We start from the raw sequence: 23,740 nt of genomic DNA, 5'->3' as shown, positions 1-23,740 counted from the left end.
GGTGGGGTATCAGCTCGTGATCGAGGCGTAGGAGTTCACGTCGGCAGGAAGCTCGTGATGCAGCTCCCAGGTGATCGCCATGGGCTTGCTGCCTGTGTGCCCCGCGTAGGTCGCCGGTCCCAGAAGCATCCACGGTTCGGCCTTGCCGATGCTGTTGCGCTTGTAGCGACGCAGAAAGAGCAGGACGTGGCTCCCCCGCTGGGCGTGCTGTTGGTAGCGCAGCCCTGTCTCGGAATTCTCCGGAGTGGTGCTCTGGGATTCCCAATGGAAGCGAGTTGGGCTGAGTGCGTAGTCCTTGTACCGGACTGTGGGGGAGAAGTCGCGCTCGTTCTTCTCCAGGGTGATGAGGAGGGCGTCGGTGTTGAGCTCCTCCACCCATCGCACTCCTTGCCCGAAGTCCCTCGGCATCTGTCCGCCCAGATGGGCCACTCCCAACGCCGAGAGGATCTCGGACCGGTTGTAGGAGCTGTGAATCTTCAAGGGAGCGCCGGCGAGAGGTCCTTCCAGCGGGAGGGGGAAGTGGTCCGCTGCTTCGAGGGCGTAGGACAGGACCTGCTGAAGCTCGTCCCGCAACACGGGTTGGGAGCGCAGCGATTCGAGGCCCTGTCGGTAGCTGGTGAAACCGCCCGCGTTGTCCCACAGGTTGAAGAAGAGCATGCGGGCATATGCCTGCTCCCCCGCAGATAGAGAGTCGTAGTCCGGAGGGTCTTCGGCGAGCAGTCTTAGATACGCGTGGATGCGATCCGGGTCGTCGACGTGAAGGAAGGCATGAACGCGCTTGAGGAGTTCTGCTTCACCTTGCGGTGCCTCCTCTCGGATGAACCCTGCTCTACGCAAAACCTTGGTCCAGGAGTTGTCGCTCTTGTACAGCTCCTGGATGTCGCGTCGGCTCTCACGTAGGTAGTCTGCGAGACGCGGGGTGCCGTAGTCCCTGGCTTCCTTGGCCAACGTCGTGATCGTGGCCTTGAGCTGTGTGCGGATGTTGGCGAGGACCAGGTCCTTCGACTTGCCCTCCAGAATGATCTGGCAGCCGGACGGCAGCTGCGGGAAGTCCTGCTCGATGCTGTCGACGAGACGGTTGCGGGAGAGGTTGGTCAGAGCCCGGAACTGTTCCTCGAAGCGGAACTCGGCTCGATGCTGCCCGATGAAGTCGAGCACCGTAAGCACAGGCTTGTTTGGTGTCCGGCGCAGACCCCGGCCGAGCTGCTGGAGGAAGACTGTCGCGCTGTTGGTGGGGCGTAGTAGTAGGAGGGTGTCGACGTCGGGGATGTCCAGGCCCTCGTTGAACAGGTCAACGGAGAAGATCACCTGGACGCGCCCGGCTTTGAGGTCGGCGAGTGTCCGCTCTCGAACTTCGGGTCTGGAGTCACTATCGAGGGCCACCGCATCGAACCCCGCCCGGCGGAAGCATTTCGCCATGAAATGCGCGTGTGCCTTGGTCACGCAGAAACCGAGCGCTCGCATGGCGGCTGGAGCCGAGATCTTGTCCTCGACCTGCTTGATGACGATGCGCGCCCGCGCCTCGTCACCCGTGTAGAGATCGCCGAGCTGATTCCGGTCGTAGGTGCCAGAACGCCAATCGAGACGGGCGAGATTCGTTCCGTCCGGAAGCCCGAAGTAGTGGAAGGGACACAGTAGGTCGTTTTCTAGGGCTTCCCAGAGCCGCAGCTCGGCGGCGATCCTTCCGTTGAAGAACTCATCTTGAACGTTGCGCCCGTCCATGCGCTCCGGAGTTGCGGTGAGGCCCAGCAGTTCAACGGGCTTGAAGTGCTCGATTACCCGCCGGTACGTCTCCGCGGTGGCGTGGTGGAACTCGTCGATCACGATGACGTCGAAGTGCTCGGGGTCGAGTTTCTCCAACCGCTGGAGGTTGAGCGACTGGACGCTGGCGAACACGTGTGTCCAGTCACGTGGTTCCTTGCCGCTGTGGAGGAGCTCGCCGAAGGAGGCGTCGTCGAGCACCTCTCGGTAGGTCCGCAAGGACTGGTTCAGAATCTCCTTTCGGTGGGCGACGAAGAGCAGGCGGGGAAGCTCTCCACGGCGGTCGTCGCGCATGCTCCGGTAGTCCAGAGCGGCCATGACGGTTTTTCCCGTACCGGTCGCTGCGACGAGGAGGTTGCGGTTGCGGCCACGAACATCACGCTCCACACGGAGACGCTCCAGCATGTCCTTCTGGTGTGGGAGAGGATGCACCGCAAGGCCCGAGAGGCTGATCTTGAGTCCCTCGGCCGCCCCGGTGCCGCCTGCCTGTGCGAGTGCCTCAGAGAGACGCTCGCCGTCGCGGTCGGGGTCGTACGACTCGAAGGCCGTGTCGGCCCAGTAGGCGTCGAAGGTCGCCTCGAACTTGTCGAGGACCCTTGGGGTGGCGATCGAGGACAGACGTACGTTCCACTCCAAACCGTCGAGCAGGGCTGCCTTCGACAGATTGGAGCTGCCCACGTATGCCGTGTCGAAGCCCGTGTTCCGCCGGAACAGCCAAGCCTTCGCGTGCAAGCGAGTCGACCTGATCTCGTAGTTGACCTTCACCTCAGCGCCGAAGTCCCGCACCAACCGGTCCAGCGCGCGGCGATCGGTAGCGCCGATGTAGGTGGTCGTGATGACCCGGATGGGGACGCCACGTTCCTTGGCCGCGCGGAGCGAGTCCTCAAGGACCCTTATTCCGTACCACTTCACGAACGCGCAAAGCAGGTCGATGCGGTCAGCGGTGGCGAGCTCGGCTCGCAACTCCGCTCCCAGGCTCGGATCATCCGGTGCGTTGGTGATCAATGCGGTCTCGGACAGGGGAGTCAAGGGCCTGATGGAGTAGACGCCAGGAGCCTCCTGCTGAGCCAGGGCGAGGAGTTGGCGAGGACCGTCGACGATGGTGGTCCCCGCCTCGTCAACGCCCGGATCCGGCGCGCTCCTGACCAAGGACTGCATGATCTGGTTCGCCGCCGCGACCTGCCGGTCATGGGGGAGCTGACTCAACCGTCGCCCCACGGCTTCGCCGATGTAGCGCGCCAGTACATGCGGCGACGACTCAGAGCTGACCTCTGCGTGGATCGGCTTCCAACCAGCCGCGTTGAGCTGGTCGATCCGGGCCTGCATACCTACGGTGATGAGCTCCTCGTACACACCCGCGACAGGTTGTGACAGATCCCCTGGCTGAACCACGCTTGGCCCCCTCGATCGCCCGTTTGCCGTGACCAGTTCTAACAGGGGCCACTGACGTCGGGAGGGCGAACGTTCGCACACAGGGCAGGAGAGAGGCGTCTTCTGCGGTCGACCGTGGCGCGCACCGTCCGGGCGACCTCCTCCGGCCGTGTGTGTTCCCAGAACCTCAACACCGTCCACCCCAGGGTGGTGAGATGCTCGGTCGTCTCCCGGTCCCGTGCCATGTTCCGGTCCAGCTTGGTCCGCCACCACTCCGCGTTCGACTTGGGGTGCGTGGCATGCTGCGGACAGCCGTGCCAGAAGCAGCCGTCGATGAGGACTGCCACCTTCGCCCGGGGGAACGCCACATCGATCCGTCGTCGTGGCATGCCGGGGACGGGGTACTCCACGCGGTAGCGCATACCGGTCGCGTACAGCAGTCGTCGTACGGCCAGCTCGACACCGGTGTCCTTGCTCGCCTGCCTGCTCATGCGGGCCGAGACGCCGGGAGAAGAAGGCGTCACGCCGCTCACTGTCGTCCAGCCTCACGGATGCATGTGGTCACGGTGGATGATCGCCCTGCTGCCCGGAATACCACGGCTCCGGGCTCAAACCGTTGCAGCCCCATGGCACGCTGCATAGCTGTTTCCCGACCCGCACCAGCACCCCGCCCCCCGCTCCGGCGGCCACCCCACAGCCCGTCCCCGGGCTGCCAAGGTCGTCGCGTACTGCGGGAGGAGGTTCGTGTCCGCCGGGGACGAGGCCTCCGAGGCTGCGAAGGCTTCGTAGGAGGGGACCGTGCCGGTGACGATGCCGAGGTTGGGCGTGCCCGAGGCGGACAGTTCGCGCAGGGACGCCTCTATCGTCGCCAGGTGCTCCTCGTGCGAGGGGTACTCGTCGGACAGCGTCGGGTATGCCCCGACCAGCTCCGCCAACTCGCCCGTCGGCCAGTGCAGGACCGCCACCGGGAACGGGCGGGACAGTTCCTCCCGGTAGGTGCCGAGCTCGGCGCGCAGGCGGGAGATCTCCGCCTGCAGTTCGGCCGGGTTGTCCGAGCCCAGGGACCAGACGCGCTTGGGGTCGTGCAGCTCGTCCAGGGGGACGGGGGAGGAGTGGAGGGTGTCGGCCAGCACGTCCCAGTCGTCGTGGGCGGCTCCCAGCATGCGGCGTACGCGGTGGCGGCCGAAGAGGAGGGGGTGGGAGGAATGCGGCGGGGGCTCCGGCACGTCCGCGAGGAGCAGGGTCACGCCCTCCGTGAACGTCTTCTGCGCCGCTTCCAGCTCGTCGTGGGACTCCAGGGACTCGGCGACGATCACCCAGGGGGCCGGGTCGCGGGGGGCGGCGGCCCGGATGCCGTCGATGATGGCTCGGGCCTCGGCCTCGTGGCCGTACTCCCACAGGTTCGCGGCCTTCAGGGCGCGGATCAGGTGGGGGTTCTCCAGGCTGTCCGAAGACGACAGCAGGCGGTCGTACAGGGTCGTCGCGGCGGGGCGGTCGCCGGCCAGTTCCAGGTGGGCCGCGGACTGCAGCAGCAGGGCTTCCGCGTCCTCGGGATACAGGCCGGCGGTCCGCTCCAGGCGTGCCGCTTCGGCGGTGTGGTCGACGTTCTCGGCAGGCGTGTCGGGGCGCATGGATGACACCGTAGCGCCGCCCGCTGACGAAAGAGAGATATCTGCAGGCCAGGGGGCGCGGATCGCGGGTCGGCCCGTCGGGGTGTCCAGGAACTGGACGGCGTTGTCGATCCGGCCTGCCGGGCCGGCGTCGGCCCGGCCGACGCCTGGCCCTCCGCCGTCTGCCTAGATCGTCACCCCGTCCACCTGAAGGGTCTGCACCGCGCCCGCCGCGAACGGCACGCTGATCGTCTTGCCGCTCAGGTGCGTGTCCGAGTGGGACGCGTAGAGGTCGCCCGAGCCGCTCGTCACCGTGTTCCACCGGGGGACCAGGCCCGACGGGCCGCCCGTCACCGTCGTGAAGCGGGACAGGTCGAAGGTCAGGGTCTGGGCCGAGGACGACGTGTTCGCGGCGACGATGACCAGGCGCTTCGCTGTCCTGTCCAGCGCCGCCGCCGCATAGCTCACGCCCGTGTCGAGGATCGTCATGCCGGGGCGGATGTGACGGCTGAACTGGGCCATCACGTAGTACTTCGTGGTGACCGCGCCGGCCGCCAGCGTGTTCGCGTCGTACGCGATCATCGCCCAGCCCGACGACGGGTCCATGACCTGCCAGTAGACCCACGCCGTCGGGTGGAGCCAGCGGAAGTCGTACAGCAGGTTGCTCGCCATGGTGAGACCCGTGCCGTCCTTGTCACCGGTCTCCGAGTTCCACAACGCCTTGCCGGCCGTCGTCACCACGTCGGTGTAGAGCAGGTCGCGGCGGCCGCCCGAACCCTGGTAGCCGTGGACGTTGACCCGGTCGACGTACCCCTTCGTCGTCGACGAGAAGGAGTTCCAGGTGGTGCGGGCGAGGTCGTAGTTCGTCTCGTCCGAAGCGGAGATCTTCGTCGCCGTCAGCCCGCGCTTGTCCAACTCGCTTCGCAGATAGGGGAGTACGGCCGCCTGGACGGTCGCGTCCATGTGGCAGCCCTCCTGCGTCCCGGTCGCCGTCCACCAGGACGACGACGGTTCGTTGAAGGCGTCGACGGTCGCGAAGTTCACGCCCCAGTTCGCCTTCGCGTACGACGCGACCGCCGCCAGGTGGGAGGCGTGCTGACGGTAGTTCCACGACTGCAGGTTGTTGCCGCCGCCCGAGGCGCCGGAGGGGTTGTGGTTCAGGCACATCCACCACATGGGGGAGTTGGCGAACAGCTCCGTCGTCGCACCGCGCGACACCGCCTTCTGGAGCATCGCGCGCTGGGCCGCGTCCGCGGTCCAGTCCCAGGCGGAGGACGTCGGGTCCTCGTTGTTCCAGTCCTGCCAGTAGCCCTCGATCTGCTTGAAACCGGGGATGTTGGGCGAGACCGCCATCGACGTGCCGTCCACCGTGTTCCAGCTGGACGCGCCCAGGTTGTAACGGGCGATGTTGAGGCCGAGACCGGGGAGGGTCTTGCCGTTGTAGGACACCGACTTGGTCGTGAAGAAGATGTCGGCGAAGTCGTCCCGGGCGCCGAAGACGTTCGCCCACCAGGCCAGGGAGGTGCCCCAGCCCTCCCAAGTGCCGTACGCCATCGAAGGGTTGACGGCGATGGTGGCGTCGGCCCGGGCGGTGCCCGTCGCGAGGGCGCTTCCGAGGAGCGCGCCGCCGGTGGCCGTCAGCAGGGTCCTGCGTCGGATCATGACTTCTCCGCTTCATGACTGCGATCGACAGCCGGTCGTCCCAACCGACGTCGTCAAATGCGTCAGTGCGTCTGCATGTCTTCTTCGCGTGCGCGAGTCAGTGCGTGTCGTCTGTGCGCGTGTTGGTCTGCGCGTCACGAAGCATCGGGTGTGCTCCGTGGTGTTGTCGAGGGTTCTGACAGCCCTTTCTCAAACCTGTGGAGGAAGGGCGGGGGCCGGTTCGAGCGGGCGAACGGTCTGGAGACCTCGTCCCCCTCCGCCTATCGTGCCCGCGTGCGGATCCCCCTCGTGCAGCACAGCACCCGGCGGCGGCGCGCCAGGTACCGGCGGGTGCTCTGGAGCGGTGCCGAAGTCCTCGTCACCTCCGGGGTGTTGGTGCTGCTACTGGTCGTGCATCAGCTGTGGTGGACCAACCGGGAGGCCAAGGAGGGCGCCGAGCGGCGGGTGGAGGCGCTGGAGCGGGAGTGGGGGGACGGCGCCGGCGCGGGCGGCTCCGGTCCTGGAACGGGCACGGGAGCCGGCTCGGGAGCGGGCTCGGACGACGGCTCCGGTTCCGGCTCCGGTTCCGGCTTCGGTTCCGGCTCGGGCGGCGACGGCGGGCTCGGGCGATCGGGCGACGGCAGCGCGAAGGCCTCGGCGTCCGGCGGCGCGCCCCGCTCCTCGCAGGCCTACGCCGTCCTGCGCATCCCGCGCCTCGATCTGCGGGTCCCCGTCGCCGAGGGCACGAGCAAGCGGGACGTCCTCAACAAGGGGTACGTCGGTCACTACACCGGCACTCAACAGCCGGGCCAGGACGGCAACTTCGCGGTCGCCGGGCACCGCAACACCCACGGCGAGCCCTTCCGGCATCTGGACCGTCTCCGGAGCGGCGACAAGGTGGAAGTGGCGACGCGGAACGCGATCTACACCTACGTCGTCGACAAGATCCTGCCGCAGACCTCGCCGCGCGACGCGGGCGTCATCCGGCCCGTGCCCCGGTCCCTCACCCGGCCCGCCTACGGCTACGACGCTCCCGGCCGCTACCTCACCCTCACCACCTGCACGCCCGAGTACACCTCCCGGTACCGCCTGGTCGTGTGGGGCAAGCTGGTCGCGACGCTTCCTCGCGGATAGCGCGGTGACCCTCGCCGGGCGCGGCCCCGCCGAGTCCGTCCGGCCGTGTCCGCCCCGCCGTGTCCGTCCGGCCGTGTCCGGCCGAGCCACCCCGGTGTCTACGACCCTTCCTCCAGGGCTTCTCGGACGGCGGTCAGGACGGCCTCGGTGTCGGCGCCCAGGGCGCGGGCGGAGGAGGTGAAGTCGCGGGCCAGTGTGGCGAGTTGGACGGGGTCGGGGTGGGCGGGCTCGGCCGGGGGCGCCGCCACCCGGGTGCCCGCGCCGCGACGGGTGCGGATGAGCTCGGCGGCCTCCAGCTCACGGTAGGCGCGGGCCACGGTGCCCGGTGCCAGGCCCAGGTCGGCGGCGAGCTGGCGCACGGTCGGCAGCCGTTCGCCCTCGGTCAGCCGGCCGGTGACGATCAGGGCGGCGAGCTGGGCGCGGATCTGCTCGAACGGCGGCACCTGGCTGGTGGTGTCGACGCGGACGGCGGGTTCACTCATCGCCGACGGCCCGGGGCACGACGATGGTGAACAGGCACCATCCCAGACTGAACAGGGTCACGAGGCTCAGCGGGTAGATCACCAGCGCGGTGACGTTGCCGAGCATGCCCGCGCACGTCGTGCGGGACAGCACTCTGCCGATCATCCCGAGGACGATCAGCAGCTGGCTGGAGACCAGCAGCCCCCAGGCCGCGGTGATCGCCCACGAGCGGTCGTGGCGCTGCTGGTTGTCGCCGGGGCGGTGGGCGATGCGACGCAGCGCCCAGACGCAGGCGGCGGTGCCGACGGCCAGGGAGGCGAGGAGGGGGGTGGCGTAGTAGATGCCGGGCCAGGGGCCCAGGGGTCTGGTCACGCTCCGGCAGGTGACGGTGATGGCCCGGCCCGTGCGGCCGGCGGCGTCGGGGGAGGCGGCGAACGTCCCGACCGTCAGGAGGGCGAGGAGGCACGCTGTCTGGAAGAGCAGCAGCGGGGCCATGCGGGGCGGCACGTGGTCGCGGACCCGGCGGGGAGCGAGGGCTGCGGTGCGGACCGCTTCCTGCGGGGCGGGCGTCAGGGAGTCGCCGAGCAGGACACCGCCGACCGCGCACAGGCCGAACGCGGTGATGGCGCTGAGGAAGCGCATGGCCAGGTCGTCGCTGTCCATGGTCGCGAGCGGCTGTGCGAGCACGAAGCCCAGCGTCAATCCGGCCCAGCGGGCGCAGAGGTCGGCGCGGGCCAGCAGGCGTTCTGGCGAGACGGTGTCGAGCATGTCGGCCCCCCGGCGGCGTGCTTGTATCAAGCGGTGAGTACAAGAGGTGGGTACAAGATGCCCTGGGCGGGATCTTGTGTCAAACACCTGATACAAGATGGCGGACCGGCCCCAGGCTGACCGCGGCCGCCGGAGTGAGGTATAAACCGGGTACACGGCCCGACGGGCGGTGAAGGGGCCCTCGCCGGGGGACGGGGACCGCCGTGGGGCGCGGTCCGTCGGGGTCGATGGCCGAGGGGAGGGGGAGACGTGTTGGGTAACCGGTTCGCCTCGCGTTCCGCCAGACCGATCCCGAACGCGAACTCGGTCCCGAACTCGAACTCGGTCCGGAGCTCGAACTCGGTCCGGAGCTCGAACTCGATCCCGATCTTGATTCCGCTCCGGGTCCCGCTTCTCCTTCTGCTCGTCATGGACGTCCTCCTCCTGGACTCCGGCGGCCTCTCGGCCGTGTCGGCCGCCGTCGCGTTCGCCGCGACCGCCGCGGCCGGATCCGCCCTCGCCGTCTGCGCGCTGGTGGCCGCGCGCAGCGCCCCCGCCGTCCCGCCCACCCGGGTCCGGACGGCCATCAGGGACCGGGCGCGCCGTACGGCCTTCCTGCCGCAACGCGACCCCGACGCCTCCGGCCGGCCCCGCCCCAGGGCCCCCGGTCACGCCCTCCCGACGACCGTCGCGTAGGGCGCACACCACTTCGTCTCCGTGGCCCCGCACGGGTCGTCATGCCGCATTCCCGAACCGCCGGCACGACGAGACCCTCGGAGGGCTCCTCACCCATGTCCGTACTCCTGTCCGTACCCCTGTCCGTTTTCGCCGGGCTGGTCGAGCACCTCGCCGACCTGCTCCAGCCCCTGTTCGGCGCCGCCTCCGCGGCCGCGGCGATCGTCCTGTTCACCGCGTTGGTGCGACTCCTCGTGCACCCCCTGTCCCGTGCGGCCGCCCGCGGGCAGAAGGCGCGTACGGCGTTGCAGCCGAAGATCGCGGAACTGCGCGAGAAGCACGGCGGACATCCCGAGCGGCTCCAGCGGGCGGTGCTGGACCTGCACGCCGAGGAAAAGGTGTCGCCGCTCTCCGGCTGCCTGCCCAGCCTGCTCCAGCTCCCCGCGTTCTTCGTGCTCTACCGTCTCTTCTCGGGCTCCTCGGCCGGTGGCGCGGGCGGCGGACTGCTCGACCACCGGCTGTTCGCCGCACCGCTCGCCGACCGCTGGACGGACGCGCTCGCCGGGGGCGGCCCGGTCGGCGGGGCAGGGCTGGTCTACCTCGTGCTCTTCGCCGTCGTCGCGGCCGTCGCGTGCTTCAACTACCTGCGGGCCAAGCGGACGCCGCTGCCCGTGACCGGCGGTCAGGACGTCCCCGGGGTCGGCGTCCTCGCCAGGGTCATGCCGTTCATGTCCTTTTTCACGCTGGTCACGGTGGCCGTCGTGCCGCTGGCCGCCGCCCTGTACGTCATCACCAGCTCGACCTGGAGCGCGATCGAGCGGGCCGTCCTCTACCGGTGACGGTCCAGTACGTGAACCGGGTATTGCGGAGCGGACTGCCAGTCTGGAGGATCGACCAGTCATCCGATGGCTGCACCCGTCGGTGGACGACCCGTGATCGAGGGAGACAGTCACCATGAAGCTGCTGCGAGTCGGTACGGCCGGAACGGAGCGCCCCGCGCTGCTCGACTCCGAGGGGGTCCTGCGGGACCTCTCCGGGGTCGTCCCGGACGTCGACGGGGCGCTGCTCGCCGACGACGTGGCGCTCGGCCGGGTCCGGGCCGCCGCCGAGTCCGGGGAGCTGCCGGCGCTGGACGCGACCGGGCTGCGGATCGGGCCGCCGCTGGCGCGGATCGGCAAGATCGTGTGCATCGGGCTGAACTACCACGACCACGCCCGGGAGACGGGGGCCGAGCCGCCCGCCGAGCCCGTGGTCTTCTTCAAGGCGGCGGACACGGTCGTGGGGCCCTACGACACCGTCCTGGTGCCGCGCCGGTCCGTCAAGACGGACTGGGAGGTCGAGCTGGCGGTCGTCATCGGGCGCACGGCCCGCTATCTGGAGTCGGCGCAGGACGGGCTCGCGCACGTCGCGGGGTACGCCGTCGCGCACGACGTCTCCGAGCGGGAGTTCCAGATCGAGCGGGGCGGCACCTGGGACAAGGGGAAGAACTGCGAGACGTTCAACCCGCTGGGGCCCTGGCTGGTGACGGCGGACGAGCTCGCCGACCCGCAGAACCTGTCCCTGAGGCTCTGGGTGAACGGGGAGCTGAAGCAGGACGGGACCACGGCCGAGCAGATCTTCCCCGTAGGGGAGGTCGTGCGCTATGTCAGCCAGTTCATGACCCTGTACCCCGGTGACGTCATCAACACCGGGACGCCCGCGGGCGTGGCGATGGGCGAGCCCGAGCCGAAGCCGTACCTGCGGGCCGGGGACGTGGTGGAGCTGGAGATCGAGGGGCTCGGCAGGCAGCGTCAGGAGTTCAAGGACGCGTAGCGCTCCGCTGGGCGCGCGGGAGGCCCGCCGTGCCGGGGGACCGCCGGTCCTGAGGCCGCCGGGCCGGGCCAGGGGGCGGGGGCTGCCGGGGGTGGGGACTGCGGTCGTCCGGCGGCCGCGGGCCGTGCGTGGCTGGTCGCGCAGTTCCCCGCGCCCCTCGGGGCGCTCCTGCGGAGCGGCCCTGAGGGGCGCCAAGGGAGGCCCGCAGGGGACCTACAGCTGCTTCTCCAGGAACTGTTCCAGCGCCTCCACCACGAACCGGTGGTCCTCCAGCTGGGGCAGTCCCGACACCGTCACCGCGCCGATCACCCCGACGCCTTCCACGTTGATCGGGAAGGAGCCGCCGTGGGCCGCGTACTCGTCCTGGTCCAGGCGGGAGGAGTCCTCGAACGTCGTGCCCTTGGCGCGGTAACGGGTCCCGACCAGGTAGGAGGAGGCGCCGAAGCGCTCGACCACCCGGCGCTTGCGCGCGATCCAGGCGTCGTTGTCGGGGGCCGAGCCGGGCAGGGCCGCGTGGAAGAGCTGCTGGCCGGCGCGGTGGATGTCGACGGCGACCGGCGCCTGGCGCTCGCGGGCCAGCTCCACCAGGAGCGAGCCGAGCGCCCACGCGTCGTCATGGGTGAACTGGCGGAAGACCAGCCGTCGTTCCTGGGCCTGGAGCTCCTCCAGGCTCGGGGTGATCTCCGGGGTGAACTTCGGGGTGAGTTCGTGGGTGCCCATTACAGCGTCACCGCCACCTTGTCTCGTGCCGAACGGCGGGCCGCCTCCAGGACGTCGAGGGCGGCGGCCGCCTCGACGGCGGTCACCGGGTTGGGGCCGCCGTCGGTCAGTGCCTTGGCCACCGCAGCGTAGTAGGCCGGGTAGTCGCCGGGGAGGGTCCGTTCGGGGCGCCCGCCGCCGGTCAGCGGGGACTCTCCGGCGCCCACGCGGCCCCACAGCTCCTCGGGCTCCGTGCCCCAGTCCGCCGTCGTGCCGGGCCGTTCGCCCTCCCGCAGCGCTGCCTCCTGCGGGTCGAGGCCGTACTTCACATAGCCCGCCTTCGAGCCCAGCACCCGGAAACGCGGGCCGAGTTGGGCGGTCGTCGCCGAGACGTGGAGGTGGGAACGGACCCCGCTCGCGTGGGTCAGCGCGATGAAGGTGTCGTCGTCGGTCTGCGCGCCGGGCCTGCGCACGTCGGCCTCCGCGTACACGGTGCGCGCCGGGCCGAAGAGGACCAGCGCCTGGTCGACCACGTGACTGCCGAGATCGTAGAGCAGACCTCCGATCTCTGCGGGATCGCCGGACTCCCGCCAGCCGCCCTTCGGCAGTGGCCGCCACCGCTCGAACCGGGACTCGAACCGCCACACGTCGCCCAGCTCGCCCTCGGCCAGCAGCTTGCGGAGGGTCAGGAAGTCGTTGTCCCAGCGGCGGTTCTGGAAGACGGAGAGGAACAGCCCGCGCTGCTCGGCGAGGGCGGCCAGCTCACGGGCCTCGGCCGCCGTGCCCGCCACCGGCTTGTCGACGACGACCGGCAGGCCCGCCTTCAGTGCGGCGGTCGCGAGCGGGACGTGCGTCTTGTTGGGTGACGCGATGACGACCAGGTCCAGCTCGTCGGCGCGTGCGAGGAGGTCGTCGGCGGCGACGGCGATCCGTACGTCCGGGAACTCGGCGCGGGCCTGCTCCTGCCGCTCGGGGTTCGAGGTGACCACCGTGTCGAGGACGAGCCCCTCGGTGGCGGCGATCAGCGGGGCGTGGAAGACGGAACCGGCGAGTCCGTAGCCGATCAGACCCACGCGGAGAGGAGTACCTGTCATGACTCCCACTTTCGCAACGCTGTTGCCAAAGTGCAAGCAGAGGGCAGAATGGGGCCGTGAACAGGACCGCCGGAGGCCGGCAGTGAACAGGACGGACGCAGGCGTCAACCTCCTGGGCCTGCGCAGCCACAACACCGCGCTCGTGCTCGACCTGCTGCGCACGGCGGGACCGGACGGCATCAGCAGGCTGGAACTGGCCGAGCGCACCGGGCTCACCCCGCAGGCGGTCAGCAAGATCACCGCCCGGCTGCGGCTGGAGGGGCTGGCGGCGGAGGCGGGACGCCGCGCGTCCACCGGCGGCAAGCCGCGCACGGTGCTGCGGCTGGTGCCGGAGGCCGGTCACGCGGTCGGGGTCCACCTCGACCGGGACGAACTGCGGGTCGTGCTGGCCCGACTCGACGGCCGGACCGTACGGGAGCGGTGCGTGCCGCTGTCGCTGGGCGCGGGGGCGGAAACGGTGCTGGAAGCAGTGACGCGGGAGGTGGCGAACCTCCTCGGCGACACCCCACCCGCCCCTGCCGTCTCTTCCGCCCCCGACACCCCACCCGCGCTCCTCGGTGTCGGGGTGGCCCTTCCCGGCCCGCTCGACCACGCCCGCGGGGTGCTGCACCGGGTCACCGGCTTCCCGGAGTGGGACGGGTTCCCGTTGCGGGACGCGCTGGCGGAGCGGCTCGGGACGCCGGTGGTCGTCGACAAGGACACCAACGCGGCCGCGCTCGGTCTCGCCGTCGGCGGCGAGCGCGGCTCCTTCGTCTGCCTCCATCTGGGCACCGGCCTCGGCGCCGGCCTGGTCCTCGGCGGGACCCTGCACCGCGGGGCGCGCACCGGCGCGGGCGAGTTCGGGCACCAGGTCATCCAGCTGGACGGCCCGCCCTGCCCCTGCGGCAACCGGGGCTGCGTCGAGGCACTGTGCCTGGCGGCTCTCGGCCGGGGCGACGTCGGCGAGGCGGCGCGCGTCCTCGGTGAGGGCGCCGCGAACCTGGCCGGGCTGCTCGACATCGACGCCGTGCTGCTGGGCGGTCGCGCGATCGCGGCCGCCCCCGAGCCCTTCCTCCACGGCGTGACGGCCGTCCTCCAGGCCCGAGCCCGCCGGGAGGGCTCCCCACAGGACGCCATCCGGGTGCGCCTCGCCCCCCACGGCGCCCGCGCCGTGGCCCACGGCGCGGCCCAACTGTGCCTGGCCCCCCTCTTCGGCCGGGAGACCGGATGAGGATTCTTTCCCTCCGCCGGTCTCGCGCCTCGCCGGTCTCGCGCCTCGCCGGTCTCGCGCCTCGCCGGTCTCCCGCCCGGCCGGTCTCCCGCCCCGCCGGCCCCCGCGGATCGTCCGAACGAGGGGCTTCGCACGGTCGTGCGGTGCGCCTTCCGGGGACGGCGCGGGAGGCCGGGCAGGCTCACGTGTTCATGCGACTGTGCCCGCCTGTCTCCCTCTGCCTCGCCGCGGCCGCCGCCCTCCTCCCCGCGCCCGCCCATGCGCTGGCCGCCCCGGGCTGTGCCGGCGCCGCCGCCGGTGACTTCCCCCTCACGACCCGCATCCACGGCGGCCCCGCCTCCTACCGGGCCGGCGGCGGATACGGCGTCTGGTATCTCGACCTCACCAACACCACCCGCCGCACCTGCGCCGCGATCCACCCGGTAGTCGTCCTGGTCGACGCCGAGCGCGCCCTGAAGCCGTCCCAGCCGCGGCTGGATTTCTACGTGGACGGCCGACCGCACCCCGTCCGCTTCGAACCCACGGACGACGACGAGCTCGTCGGCGCGTTCACCGGCGGCAGCGGCGACGCATCCGACGGCTTCCCCGGTTTCAGCGTGAGCCCCGGCCGGACCCTCACCGTCAAGCTGCGGCTCGCCCTCGCCCCGGACGCCACGGCCAACGCGGTCACCGCCAACGCGGCGGTCGTCCAGCGGCACGGCGACGACGGCGACTGGATCGGACAGTCGAACGACTACCGCTTCTCCGTCGTGGCCGACTCCACCCCCGCCACGAGCCAGGCCACGACCGACCCCCATGCCCACCCCAATACCGACCCCACTGCCCACGTCACGACCGGCCCCGCGACCGACCCCACGGCCGGGACGACCGCCGGCGAGACGGCGGCCAAGACGCCGGCCGACCCCGCGAGCGCCGGCCCGAGCGATGCCACGGCCGGTGCCGCGACGGCCCCGACCCCCCGTCCCGACGCCTCCGCCGCCGACGCCGGTGGTCTCTCCCTCGCCGACGAGGCCGAGGAACTCGCCCGCACCGGCCTCACCTCGCCCACCGTGCTCGTCGCGGCCGCCGGCTGCCTCCTGACCGCCGGCGCGGCCCTGCTGCTGGCCCGCCGACGCCGCTGAACCACGACCGCGTCGCGCGCTCGCGTCCCAGCCGGTGGACGGTCCGGAACCGGCCATTCCCTCAAGATCGGGCCTGTGACTAGGCTGGGGCGCACGCAGCGACCGCATGCACGCGCAGAAACCGCGTACTCGCGTACGGCAGGGAGACCCCGCACATGGCAGACCGCAGGCCCATCGAGTCGTGGCTCACCGACATGGACGGTGTGCTCATCCACGAGGGCGTACCGATCCCCGGCGCCGACGCCTTCCTGAAGAGACTGCGCGAGTCCGGAAAGCCGTTCCTGGTCCTCACCAACAACTCGATCTACACCCCGCGCGACCTGCACGCCCGGCTGCGGCGGATGGGCCTCGACGTGCCGATCGAGAACATCTGGACCTCCGCGCTGGCCACCGCCCAGTTCCTGGACGACCAGCGGCCCGAGGGCACGGCGTACGTCATCGGCGAGGCCGGCCTGACCACCGCGCTGCACGACATCGGCTACATCCTCACCGACCACGAGCCCGACTACGTCGTCCTCGGCGAGACCCGCACCTACTCGTTCGAGGCCATGACCAAGGCCGTCCGGCTCATCAACGACGGCGCCCGTTTCATCTGCACCAACCCCGACGAGACCGGCCCCTCGGCCGAGGGCGCGCTGCCGGCCACCGGGGCGGTCGCCGCGCTGATCACCAAGGCCACCGGCAAGAGCCCGTACTTCGCGGGCAAGCCCAACCCGCTGATGATGCGCACCGGGCTGAACACCATCGGGGCCCACTCCGAGACCAGCGCGATGATCGGCGACCGCATGGACACCGACGTGCTGGCGGGGATGGAGGCCGGGATGCAGACCTTCCTGGTCCTCACCGGCCTGACCCGTCCCGAGCAGGTCGAGGACTTCCCGTACCGCCCGTCGAAGGTCGTGGACTCGATCGCGGATCTCGTCGACCGGATCTGACGGATCCAAAACCCGTAGCGCCGCCCGACCCACTCGTTCGGAGCAGTGACACCCCGCCGGAGGATGCGGCCGCGGTTCCGGCGGGGGAGTCTCCAGTGAGCTGGAGGTCACGATGGGTTGGAAGATCACTGTCTGTGCGGGCGTCGCGGTCGTCGCTGCGGTGCTCACTCCCACGGCGTACGCCGCCTCGGGGGACGTCGGCCGTGACGAAGGCGGACGGGGCGCGGGCGCCGGGGTGTCCGTCACGCCGTCGAGACCGTCGCCGGGATCCGAGGTCACGCTGAGGGCCACCGGCTGCGACGGCAGGACGGCCACCGCGGCTTCGGTCGCCTTCGTGGCGGACGCGCAGCTCGTCGTCGCGGACGGCGCCGGCGGCGCGCTCACGGGCGACACCCGGGTCCGCTCCTCGCTCGCGGCGGGCGGTTACGACGTGCGGATCACCTGCGCCGGTGTCCAGGTGAAAAGCCGGATCGAGGTCCTGGACCCGGCGTCCGCGCCCCCGGACGCCCCGTCCCCTCCCGCCACCGCCACCGCCACCGCCACCGCCACCGCTCCCTCTGCCCTCACCGCTTCCGGCGACCGCACGGCTCCCACCTCTCCCGCCTCTCCGTACGCAGCTTCTCCGGTCACCCCAGTCACCCCAGTCACCCCAGTCACCCCAGCCACCCCAGTCGCTCCCGCGTCTCCCGTCGCCCCGGTGCGCGCCGGCGGTGGCGGGGCCGCTCCGCTCGCCTCCGTCGAGGAGGCGCGGGTGGACGCCGACGGCCCCGGCACGGTGCAGGCGGTCGTCGGCCTGGTGCTCGTGGGCGTCGCCGCGGCCGTCTTCGTGTGGCGCGGACGGCGCCGGCGACGCGGGACGGACTGACCGGTGGCCGGCCGCGAACGCCTCCCGGGCCGCCTGGCGACCGGTCTGACCTGGTCGGTGCTGCTGCTCGGACTCTGGCTGTGGGGGCGCGAGGTGACCGAGGTGCGACACGGCGCGGCCGCCCCGGCCGCCGGTGATCCGGCCGCGGCGGTCCGCCCGCCGGAGACCGGGCTCCCGCCCGCGGCGAAGCCGTTGGGACAGGCGCTGCCGCGGCGCATCGACATCCCCCGGCTGGGCGTCCAGGCCCCGGTCGTCGCGCGCGGTCTGGACGCCGACGGGGCGATCGACCCGCCGCCCTTCGACCAGGCGGGCGTCGTCGGCTGGTACGCCGGCGGTGCGAAACCCGGCGCCCGGGGCACGGCCCTGCTGGTGGGACACGTCGACACCCGGACCCGGCCCGCCGTCTTCCGCGGGCTCGGCACGCTGGAGCGCGGCGAGACGGTACGGGTGGTCCGCGACGACGGGAAGGTCGCCGAGTTCACCGTGGACGACGTCGAGGTCGTGCGGCGCGACCGCTTCGACGCCGGTCGGGCCTACGGCTCCCGTCGGCCGGGCCGTGCAGAGCTGCGCCTGATCACCTGCGGCGGAACCTACGATCCGGTCGCCCACGGCTACACCGCCAACGTGATCGTGTCGGCGTATCTGTCGCGCACCGCCGTCTGATGTGACGTCACCTGGCCCGGTCGGCGGCCCGCTCCCCCGAAACCGCCGACCGGACCGGCCCTCGACCGCGCGCGCCCGGGTTGCGGGAGTGACCCGGCGTCCGGCGCGGGAGGCTGCGCGAAGCCACGGAGAGTCAGGGGATGGCCGGGGCTCTGTAGGAGAGGTACCCAGCAAACGTGCGACACGAACGAAGGCCCCTCGCTCTCGCGAGAGGCCTTCGATGTCTGTGCGCCGCCAGGGACTCGAACCCCGGACCCGCTGATTAAGAGTCAGCTGCTCTAACCAACTGAGCTAGCGGCGCCTGCTGACGGGACAACTCTACAGGACCGGCGAGGGTGCCCAGGACCACCCGCGGCCCGTGCTCCGGGCGGCGGACCGCGGCATTGGGCCGGGCGGGTTCCGCGTACATCGTTCGGACCGTCAGCATGCGCGCCGGGAAGACAGTTGAGAAACTGCGAGCGTGCACAGTCGCGGATATTTCCAGCTGCAGTGTGAGGGGAATCGCATGGAGGCTCCGGTATTCGAGGAATTCGATCCCGAGAGCGACTGCGACTGCCCCGGATGCGTATCGCGGCGGCGGGCGAGCCACCTTTCCTCGTCCGCCCCGTTCGGCGGCCACCCGTCCGCCCACCGCGCCCTGGTCGTCGCCACCGCGACGGCCGCCGCGCTCGGCGCCGCTCAGGCGACGCCCGCCGTCGCCGCCCGGCAACCGCCGGGCCGTCCCGGCGTTCCCGCAGGTGACGAACCCGCCACCCCGCAGGGACGCAAGGCGCCGCTGCATGGGCCGGCCGGGCGGCCGGCGCGTCCCGGAGGGCCGGCGGGGCCGGTCAGAACTCCCCCGACGACCCGGGCGGACATCATCCGGCGGGCCGAGCAGTGGGTTTCGGCCCAGGTGCCGTACAGCATGAGCGCCTACTGGCACGACGGTTACCGGCAGGACTGCTCGGGCTTCGTCTCCATGGCCTGGAACCTGCCGGGGAACGAGTTGACGGGCAGCCTCGACCAGTTCGGGACGAGGATTTCCAGAGAGGAACTCCAGCCGGGCGACATTCTGCTGTTCCATAACGCGGACGATCCCGAGAAAGGCTCGCACGTAGTCCTTTTCGGCGGCTGGACGGACTACACGCACAGCTACTACGTCGCCTACGAGCAGACCCGCCCGACCACTCGCCGTCAGGCCACCCCGTACGCCTACTGGAGCCATTCCGACCGGTACATCCCGTACCGCTACAAGGGGCTCACCTCACCCGCGCCGGGCGACGCCGAAGTGGTGGGCGCCGGTGGCCCGGGCCCGGAGACCTGGCGGCGGCTCTTCCGGTAGCCCCCACCCGCAACCGCCGACATAAGCCCGTATTTCCGTGGTCCCGCATCGGGACCGTCCCGGGGACCCGCTCGCCGCCGGAGTCCCGCTCACCGTCATGGCGTATCTGGCGCGGAGGCTGGAGGCACGCAATGCACACGACCACTTCACCGACACCCGAGCCCGAAGGGCCCACCAGGCACGCTCGGGTCATCCAGAACGAGGTGACCACCGAGATCCCCGTCCACCTGCTGTTCCGCGACGAGCCGGAGCCGTGGCCGGTGCCGCTCGGGCCCGCCGTGGTGGGCAGCCGGGCGGGCACCGGGGAGCAGCCGCGGCTGCGCCGCCCGACACCGGTCAAGCCGCGCCCGGCGGCGCAGGTCGACCCCGAGCTGGTGGAGCGGCCGGCCCGGGTGCTGCCGGGTGTCCTGGGCGTCTTCGCCGGGGCCTGCGGGGTGGCCGGCTGTGTCGCTGCCTCGTGGTGGGCCGGGGTGCTGCCGTGGGTCGCGGTGCGAGCGCTACGGCTGCCGGAGTTCGCGGGCGCCGGGCTCGGTCCGCCGCAGTGGGCGGCCTATGCGGGCGCGGGCGCGCTGGGGCTGTTCGGCTTCGGCGGACTCGCCCGGGGGCGGACCGGCCGGGCCTGGGTGCTCGGGCTCTTCGGCCGTTACCGCGGGACCGTGCGCCGCACCGGACTGCTGTGGGTGAACCCGCTGCTGTTGCGCCGCCGGGTGGACGTGCGGCTGCGGCACTGGCGCAGCGAGCCGATGCCCGCCGCCGACGGCAGCGGCGTCGCGTTGCGGGTGGTGGCGCTGGTGGTGTGGCGGGTGCGGGACACCGCGCGGGCCACGCTCGGCGTCGAGGACCACGAGACGTATCTGCGTGAGTGCGTCGAGGCGGCGCTGGCCCGGATCCCGGTGGAGACGCCCGGTGCGGGACGGGGCTCGGTGGAGGCGGCGGGCGAGGCGCTGAGCAGGCTGGTGGCGAGGGAGGCCGGTGCGATCGGTCTGGAGGTGTTCTCGGTGCAGCCGCTCCGGATCGAGTACGCCCCCGAGGTCGCGGCGGCGATGCACCGCCGCCGGATCGCGGCGCTCGACGCCCAGCACCGGGCGACGGTGCTGACCTCGGTGGTCGACTCGGTGGAGGACACGGTGACCCGGCTGACGATGCGGGGGCTCGTGGAGCTCGACGACTGCGAGCGCAAGGCGCTGGTGAAGGACTTGACCGTGGCGTTCTGCGCGGGGCGTCAGGAGCAGACGTGATTGGTCTGGACATGACCAAGAAACGGCAATAATCTCGAACTTGGTCTAGACCTGCACGCCCCAACCGCACCACGCCGTGCCACACCACACCACGCCACACCCCACCGCATCACGCCGTGCCACGGCACGGCACGGCACGGCACGGCATGGCACGGCATGGCACGGCATGGCACGGCACGGCTCACAGAACTCCTGAACTCCCCACGTTCACCAGGAGCGCCAGCATGCGCGAAAAGACCCACACAGGAACCGGCAAGAAGACCAAGTGGTACGCCGCCGCCCTCGGGCTCGCCACCGCGGGGGCCTTCGTGCTCACCGCCGGCGGCGCGAGCGGGCACGGTTACACCGACCTTCCCGTCAGCCGGCAGAAGCTCTGCCAGAACGGCTCCGTCAGCAACTGCGGCGACATCCAGTGGGAGCCGCAGAGCGTCGAGGGACCCAAGGGCTTCCCGGCCGCCGGCCCCGCGGACGGCCGGATCTGTTCCGGCGGCAACACCCGCTTCGCCCAGCTCGACAGTGCGAAGAGCCCCTCGGGCGGGGCATGGCCGACGACCAGGGTGACCGGCGGTCAGAGCTACACCTTCCGCTGGCAGTTCACCGCGATGCACGCCACGACCGACTTCAAGTACTACGTCACCCGGCAGGGCTGGAACCAGGACCACGGCCTGGCCCGCTCCGACCTCGTCCTCACCCCGTTCCTGACCGTGCCCTACGGCGGTCAGCGGCCCCCGTCGACCCTCTCCCACACCGGCACGCTGCCGTCCGGGCTCAGCGGACGTCACGTGATCGTCGCGGTGTGGACGATCGCCGACACGGCCAACGCCTTCTACGCCTGCTCCGACGTCACGTTCTGAGCGGCGCCAGGGCGGCCGTCGGCTCGGCGGTCGCCGTCATTCCTGAGCATCGCTTGAGCTCCCCCGGGCCCGCGCACGGGTACGTTCCCTGCACGCCGACTCGACCAGGCCGGCGTCAGGACATCGGGGGAGCTCATGGAAGCCTTGTTCTACATCGTTCCGACGATCATGATCGCCGGCGCGCTCTTCTTCCTTTACAAGGCCCTCGGCCGCACCCGGCAGGTCAGAGCGGCCTGGAACAGCGGGGTCACGGCCGAGGGACGCTGTCTGCGGATGTACACGAGCACGAGCGGCGGGGGCGGCGACACCTCGGTGAGCACCACCCTGCACCACGTCTACGAGTTCACCGCGCGGGACGGCCGCGCCTTCCGTTTCGACGAGGGCGGCGGCCCGGGCACCGTCATCGAGGGCGACATCGTCACCGTGTACTACTCGCCGGACCGCCCCGAGGGAGCCACGGCCCACCGGCCGGGCCGGGGCAGGCTCGCCGCGGGCACGGGCTGCCTGCTGGCCTTCTTCACTCTGTTCATCGGCCTCTGCGTCTGCTTCATGGTCGGCGTCCACTGGATGTTCGACGAGGTGGGCAACCTGACGCCGTAGCCCTCCACATCTGACGGTATGTCAACTACCGTGCGCCGCCATGGAGTCCATCAGCGCGACCGACACCGTCGCCGAACTCGTGGCGGCCCGCTGGGGCGACCGTCGGCCGGGGCTGTGGTGCGAGGACACCGTCCTCACGCATCACGAGGTCGCCGCGGGCGCCGCCGCCCGGGCCGCCCTGCTGCACGACCTGCTGCCGCCGGGCGGCCCGCCGCACCTGGGGGTGCTGCTGGACAACACCCCGGAGTTCCCCCTCTGGCTGTCGGCCGCGGCCCTCGCCGGGGCGGCCGTCGCCGGGATCAACTCCACCCGGCGCGGCCCCGAGCTGGCCCGGGACATCCTGCACACGCAGTGCCGGCTGCTGATCACCGAGTCCGCCCACCTTCCCCTCCTCGACGGCCTCGACCTGCCCGGAGTCCGGCTGCTGATCACGGGCACGCCGGAGTACGAGGCTCTGCTCGCCCCGTACGCGGACGCCCGCCCTGACCCCTCCCGGGCCACCCCCGCCGACCGGCTCCTGCTCTACTTCACCTCCGGCTCGACCGGCGCGCCCAAGGCCGCGATCTGCACCCAGGGCCGGCTGGCCACCGCCGGGCGCTCCCTGGCCGCGCAGTTCTCCGTGGGCCCGGACGACGTCCACTACGTGTGCATGCCGATGTTCCACGGCAACGCGGTGATCGCCGACTGGGCGCCCGCGCTGACGGCCGGGGCCGGGGTGGCGCTGCGCCGGCGCTTCTCGGCGTCCGGGTTCCTGGCGGACGTCCGGCGCCACCGGGCGACCTACTTCACCTACGTCGGCCGGGCCATCCAGTACGTCCTGGCCACCGAGCCGGGCCCGCACGACCGCGACCACGCGCTGCGGCTGGGCTTCGGCACGGAGGCGGGCGCGGTCGACGCGGCGGCGTTCGAGCGGCGGTTCGGCGTGCGGCTGGTGGAGGGCTACGGCTCCTCGGAGGGCGGGGCGGCCGTGCAGTGGTCGCCGGGGACTCCGGCGGGGGCGGTCGGCCGGGCCGGCGCCGGTCTCGTCGTCCTCGATCCGCAGACGCGCGCGGAGTGCCCGCCGGCCGTGTTCGACGCGGCGGGACGGCTGCTGAACGGCGACGAGGCGATCGGGGAGCTGGTCAACCGGGGACCGAACCCCTTCGAGGGCTACTGGCGCAACCCGGCGGCGGAGGCGGAGCGGCGCCGTGAGGACGGCGCGTACTGGACCGGCGACCTCTTCTACCGCGACCGCGCCGACTACCTCTACTTCGCCGGCCGCACCGACGACCGGCTCCGCGTCGACGGCGAGAACCTGGCGGCCGCGATGATCGAGAACATCCTCGCCCGTTACGAGGGGGCGGCCGCCGTCGCCGTCTACGCGGTGCCCGACCCGGTGACCGGGGACCAGGTGATGGCGACGCTGGCCGGGACCTTCGACCCGCTCGGCTTCGCCGGGTTCCTGCTCGCCCAGCCCGACCTGGGGACGAAGATGGCGCCCCGGTTCGTGCGGGTGGTCGAGCGGATGCCCGTCACCGCCACGAACAAGATCCACCGGGCGCTGCTGCGGCGCGAGGGGCCGCGCTGCGCCGACCCGGTGTGGTGGCGGCCGCCCGGGGAGACCGGCTACCGGAGGCTGACGGCGGGGGAGGCCGCGGAAGCCGGTCGGCCGGCGGGGGAGGCCGCGGAAGCCGGTCGGCCGGCGGGGGAGGCCGCGGAAACCGGTCGGCCGGCGGAAACCGGTCGGGCTTAGGGAACCGGTCGGGCCGGGGGTGGGCGGGAGGCGGAGGGGAGAGGGGCGTGGCGGGCAAGGCGAAGGGCCCCTCGTGTGTACGAGAGGCCCTTCATCTGTGCGCCGCCAGGGACTCGAACCCCGGACCCGCTGATTAAGAGTCAGCTGCTCTAACCAACTGAGCTAGCGGCGCATGACTCTCGCCTTCCGCCTTCG

22 protein-coding genes and 2 tRNA genes are annotated in these 23,740 nt (G+C 71.5%); 14 read left to right on the top strand and 10 right to left on the bottom strand.

Annotation, left to right across the window (positions count from 1 at the left end; all coding sequences use genetic code 11):
- Positions 1 to 9: 9 nt before the first annotated feature.
- The 4 genes from Sri02f_RS04045 to Sri02f_RS04030 all read right to left on the bottom strand — a co-directional run bounded on the left by Sri02f_RS04045 (position 10) and on the right by Sri02f_RS04030 (position 6,404).
- Positions 10 to 3,087, bottom strand: coding sequence for a DEAD/DEAH box helicase (locus Sri02f_RS04045; protein ID WP_167467486.1), 3,078 nt, complete (start codon positions 3,085 to 3,087; stop codon positions 10 to 12).
- Positions 3,088 to 3,191: 104 nt separating this feature from the next.
- The gene (locus Sri02f_RS04040; protein ID WP_108999647.1) at positions 3,192 to 3,623 is read right to left on the bottom strand and encodes a very short patch repair endonuclease; all 432 of its coding nucleotides are present in this window, start codon (positions 3,621 to 3,623) and stop codon (positions 3,192 to 3,194) included.
- 117 nt (positions 3,624 to 3,740) lie between these two features.
- Positions 3,741 to 4,763: an SEC-C domain-containing protein gene (locus tag Sri02f_RS04035; protein WP_108999646.1), complete on the bottom strand. Its 1,023-nt coding sequence runs from the start codon at positions 4,761 to 4,763 to the stop codon at positions 3,741 to 3,743.
- 165 nt (positions 4,764 to 4,928) lie between these two features.
- Positions 4,929 to 6,404 carry a glycoside hydrolase gene (locus Sri02f_RS04030; RefSeq protein ID WP_108999645.1) on the bottom strand — a complete coding sequence of 492 codons (1,476 nt, stop codon included), beginning with the start codon at positions 6,402 to 6,404 and terminating at the stop codon, positions 4,929 to 4,931.
- A gap of 273 nt (positions 6,405 to 6,677) precedes the next feature.
- On the opposite strand from Sri02f_RS04030, the gene Sri02f_RS04025 reads away from it, so the two are divergent.
- The gene (locus Sri02f_RS04025) at positions 6,678 to 7,517 is read left to right on the top strand and encodes a class E sortase (RefSeq protein WP_167467479.1); all 840 of its coding nucleotides are present in this window, start codon (positions 6,678 to 6,680) and stop codon (positions 7,515 to 7,517) included.
- A gap of 98 nt (positions 7,518 to 7,615) precedes the next feature.
- Here the strand turns inward: Sri02f_RS04025 and Sri02f_RS04020 are convergent, their stop codons facing one another.
- Both Sri02f_RS04020 and Sri02f_RS04015 read right to left on the bottom strand, forming a co-directional pair.
- Positions 7,616 to 7,999, bottom strand: coding sequence for a GntR family transcriptional regulator (locus tag Sri02f_RS04020; protein WP_108999644.1), 384 nt, complete (start codon positions 7,997 to 7,999; stop codon positions 7,616 to 7,618).
- Complete coding sequence (locus Sri02f_RS04015) at positions 7,992 to 8,747, bottom strand: hypothetical protein (RefSeq protein ID WP_108999643.1); 756 nt, start codon at positions 8,745 to 8,747, stop codon at positions 7,992 to 7,994. Before Sri02f_RS04015 ends, Sri02f_RS04020 begins: the two co-directional genes overlap by 8 nt.
- Positions 8,748 to 9,155: 408 nt before the next feature.
- Between Sri02f_RS04015 and Sri02f_RS04010 the strand changes: the two genes are divergently transcribed.
- From Sri02f_RS04010 to Sri02f_RS04000, 3 genes are all read left to right on the top strand, one after another.
- Entirely contained in the window at positions 9,156 to 9,422 is a 267-nt protein-coding gene (locus Sri02f_RS04010) for a DUF6412 domain-containing protein (RefSeq protein WP_108999808.1), read from the top strand.
- A 119-nt stretch (positions 9,423 to 9,541) separates the two neighbouring features.
- On the top strand, positions 9,542 to 10,240 hold the full coding sequence (locus Sri02f_RS04005; protein ID WP_108999807.1) for a YidC/Oxa1 family membrane protein insertase: 699 nt from the start codon (positions 9,542 to 9,544) through the stop codon (positions 10,238 to 10,240).
- 115 nt (positions 10,241 to 10,355) lie between these two features.
- Positions 10,356 to 11,213, top strand: a complete 858-nt coding sequence (locus tag Sri02f_RS04000; RefSeq protein WP_108999642.1) for a fumarylacetoacetate hydrolase family protein — start codon at positions 10,356 to 10,358, stop codon at positions 11,211 to 11,213.
- A gap of 213 nt (positions 11,214 to 11,426) precedes the next feature.
- On the opposite strand, the gene Sri02f_RS03995 is transcribed toward Sri02f_RS04000, so the two are convergent.
- Positions 11,427 to 11,933, bottom strand: coding sequence for a heme-degrading domain-containing protein (locus Sri02f_RS03995; protein WP_108999641.1), 507 nt, complete (start codon positions 11,931 to 11,933; stop codon positions 11,427 to 11,429).
- The gene (locus Sri02f_RS03990; RefSeq protein ID WP_108999640.1) at positions 11,933 to 13,006 is read right to left on the bottom strand and encodes a Gfo/Idh/MocA family protein; all 1,074 of its coding nucleotides are present in this window, start codon (positions 13,004 to 13,006) and stop codon (positions 11,933 to 11,935) included. The genes Sri02f_RS03995 and Sri02f_RS03990 overlap by 1 nt, the downstream gene beginning before the upstream one ends.
- 82 nt (positions 13,007 to 13,088) lie before the next feature.
- Here Sri02f_RS03990 and Sri02f_RS03985 point away from each other — a divergent pair, with 82 nt between their 5' ends.
- The 5 genes from Sri02f_RS03985 (at position 13,089) to Sri02f_RS03965 (ending at position 17,800) form a co-directional block, all read left to right on the top strand.
- The gene (locus tag Sri02f_RS03985) at positions 13,089 to 14,216 is read left to right on the top strand and encodes an ROK family transcriptional regulator (protein WP_245970395.1); all 1,128 of its coding nucleotides are present in this window, start codon (positions 13,089 to 13,091) and stop codon (positions 14,214 to 14,216) included.
- A gap of 185 nt (positions 14,217 to 14,401) precedes the next feature.
- Entirely contained in the window at positions 14,402 to 15,337 is a 936-nt protein-coding gene (locus Sri02f_RS03980; RefSeq protein ID WP_108999639.1) for an LAVTG motif-containing sortase-dependent surface protein, read from the top strand.
- Positions 15,338 to 15,492: 155 nt separating this feature from the next.
- Positions 15,493 to 16,272, top strand: a complete 780-nt coding sequence (locus Sri02f_RS03975) for an HAD-IIA family hydrolase (RefSeq protein ID WP_108999638.1) — start codon at positions 15,493 to 15,495, stop codon at positions 16,270 to 16,272.
- A 112-nt stretch (positions 16,273 to 16,384) separates the two neighbouring features.
- Entirely contained in the window at positions 16,385 to 17,137 is a 753-nt protein-coding gene (locus Sri02f_RS03970) for a hypothetical protein (protein ID WP_108999637.1), read from the top strand.
- Positions 17,138 to 17,140: 3 nt separating this feature from the next.
- The gene (locus Sri02f_RS03965) at positions 17,141 to 17,800 is read left to right on the top strand and encodes a class F sortase (RefSeq protein ID WP_108999636.1); all 660 of its coding nucleotides are present in this window, start codon (positions 17,141 to 17,143) and stop codon (positions 17,798 to 17,800) included.
- Between the two features lie 227 nt (positions 17,801 to 18,027).
- On the opposite strand, the gene Sri02f_RS03960 is transcribed toward Sri02f_RS03965, so the two are convergent.
- Positions 18,028 to 18,101, bottom strand: a tRNA-Lys gene (locus Sri02f_RS03960).
- A 204-nt stretch (positions 18,102 to 18,305) separates the two neighbouring features.
- Here Sri02f_RS03960 and Sri02f_RS03955 point away from each other — a divergent pair.
- From Sri02f_RS03955 to Sri02f_RS03935, 5 genes are all read left to right on the top strand, one after another.
- Positions 18,306 to 19,121, top strand: a complete 816-nt coding sequence (locus Sri02f_RS03955; RefSeq protein ID WP_174855575.1) for an NlpC/P60 family protein — start codon at positions 18,306 to 18,308, stop codon at positions 19,119 to 19,121.
- A gap of 131 nt (positions 19,122 to 19,252) precedes the next feature.
- Positions 19,253 to 20,359 (top strand): SPFH domain-containing protein, encoded by a 1,107-nt coding sequence (locus tag Sri02f_RS03950; protein WP_108999635.1) that lies wholly within the window; start codon positions 19,253 to 19,255, stop codon positions 20,357 to 20,359.
- 224 nt (positions 20,360 to 20,583) lie between these two features.
- Positions 20,584 to 21,213, top strand: a complete 630-nt coding sequence (locus tag Sri02f_RS03945) for a lytic polysaccharide monooxygenase auxiliary activity family 9 protein (RefSeq protein WP_108999634.1) — start codon at positions 20,584 to 20,586, stop codon at positions 21,211 to 21,213.
- A gap of 135 nt (positions 21,214 to 21,348) precedes the next feature.
- A complete protein-coding gene (locus Sri02f_RS03940) occupies positions 21,349 to 21,813 on the top strand; it encodes a DUF3592 domain-containing protein (RefSeq protein WP_108999633.1) in 465 nt (154 codons plus the stop codon).
- A gap of 40 nt (positions 21,814 to 21,853) precedes the next feature.
- The gene (locus Sri02f_RS03935) at positions 21,854 to 23,545 is read left to right on the top strand and encodes an AMP-binding protein (protein WP_108999632.1); all 1,692 of its coding nucleotides are present in this window, start codon (positions 21,854 to 21,856) and stop codon (positions 23,543 to 23,545) included.
- Positions 23,546 to 23,643: 98 nt separating this feature from the next.
- Here the strand turns inward: Sri02f_RS03935 and Sri02f_RS03930 are convergent.
- A tRNA-Lys gene (locus Sri02f_RS03930) sits at positions 23,644 to 23,717 on the bottom strand.
- Between the last annotated feature and the right edge of the window lie 23 nt (positions 23,718 to 23,740).

The sequence above is a fragment of the Streptomyces rishiriensis genome (assembly GCF_003112535.1).
Lineage (GTDB): Bacteria > Actinomycetota > Actinomycetes > Streptomycetales > Streptomycetaceae > Streptomyces > Streptomyces rishiriensis.
Note: the sequence above shows the minus strand (reverse complement) of the source record. Positions and strands in the feature narration are given on the sequence as shown.

What these genes read in the sequence shown, in the direction of transcription:
- Sri02f_RS04045 (WP_167467486.1), bottom strand. Translation starts at nt 3,087, where the DNA reads ATGCAGGCCCGGATCGACCAGCTCAACGCGGCTGGTTGGAAGCCGATC.
- Sri02f_RS04040 (WP_108999647.1), bottom strand. Translation starts at nt 3,623, where the DNA reads ATGAGCAGGCAGGCGAGCAAGGACACCGGTGTCGAGCTGGCCGTACGA.
- Sri02f_RS04035 (WP_108999646.1), bottom strand. Translation starts at nt 4,763, where the DNA reads ATGCGCCCCGACACGCCTGCCGAGAACGTCGACCACACCGCCGAAGCG.
- Sri02f_RS04030 (WP_108999645.1), bottom strand. Translation starts at nt 6,404, where the DNA reads ATGATCCGACGCAGGACCCTGCTGACGGCCACCGGCGGCGCGCTCCTC.
- Sri02f_RS04020 (WP_108999644.1), bottom strand. Translation starts at nt 7,999, where the DNA reads ATGAGTGAACCCGCCGTCCGCGTCGACACCACCAGCCAGGTGCCGCCG.
- Sri02f_RS04015 (WP_108999643.1), bottom strand. Translation starts at nt 8,747, where the DNA reads ATGCTCGACACCGTCTCGCCAGAACGCCTGCTGGCCCGCGCCGACCTC.
- Sri02f_RS04010 (WP_108999808.1), top strand. Translation starts at nt 9,156, where the DNA reads ATGGACGTCCTCCTCCTGGACTCCGGCGGCCTCTCGGCCGTGTCGGCC.
- Sri02f_RS04000 (WP_108999642.1), top strand. Translation starts at nt 10,356, where the DNA reads ATGAAGCTGCTGCGAGTCGGTACGGCCGGAACGGAGCGCCCCGCGCTG.
- Sri02f_RS03995 (WP_108999641.1), bottom strand. Translation starts at nt 11,933, where the DNA reads ATGGGCACCCACGAACTCACCCCGAAGTTCACCCCGGAGATCACCCCG.
- Sri02f_RS03990 (WP_108999640.1), bottom strand. Translation starts at nt 13,006, where the DNA reads ATGACAGGTACTCCTCTCCGCGTGGGTCTGATCGGCTACGGACTCGCC.
- Sri02f_RS03975 (WP_108999638.1), top strand. Translation starts at nt 15,493, where the DNA reads ATGGCAGACCGCAGGCCCATCGAGTCGTGGCTCACCGACATGGACGGT.
- Sri02f_RS03970 (WP_108999637.1), top strand. Translation starts at nt 16,385, where the DNA reads ATGGGTTGGAAGATCACTGTCTGTGCGGGCGTCGCGGTCGTCGCTGCG.
- Sri02f_RS03955 (WP_174855575.1), top strand. Translation starts at nt 18,306, where the DNA reads ATGGAGGCTCCGGTATTCGAGGAATTCGATCCCGAGAGCGACTGCGAC.
- Sri02f_RS03950 (WP_108999635.1), top strand. Translation starts at nt 19,253, where the DNA reads ATGCACACGACCACTTCACCGACACCCGAGCCCGAAGGGCCCACCAGG.
- Sri02f_RS03945 (WP_108999634.1), top strand. Translation starts at nt 20,584, where the DNA reads ATGCGCGAAAAGACCCACACAGGAACCGGCAAGAAGACCAAGTGGTAC.
- Sri02f_RS03940 (WP_108999633.1), top strand. Translation starts at nt 21,349, where the DNA reads ATGGAAGCCTTGTTCTACATCGTTCCGACGATCATGATCGCCGGCGCG.
- Sri02f_RS03935 (WP_108999632.1), top strand. Translation starts at nt 21,854, where the DNA reads ATGGAGTCCATCAGCGCGACCGACACCGTCGCCGAACTCGTGGCGGCC.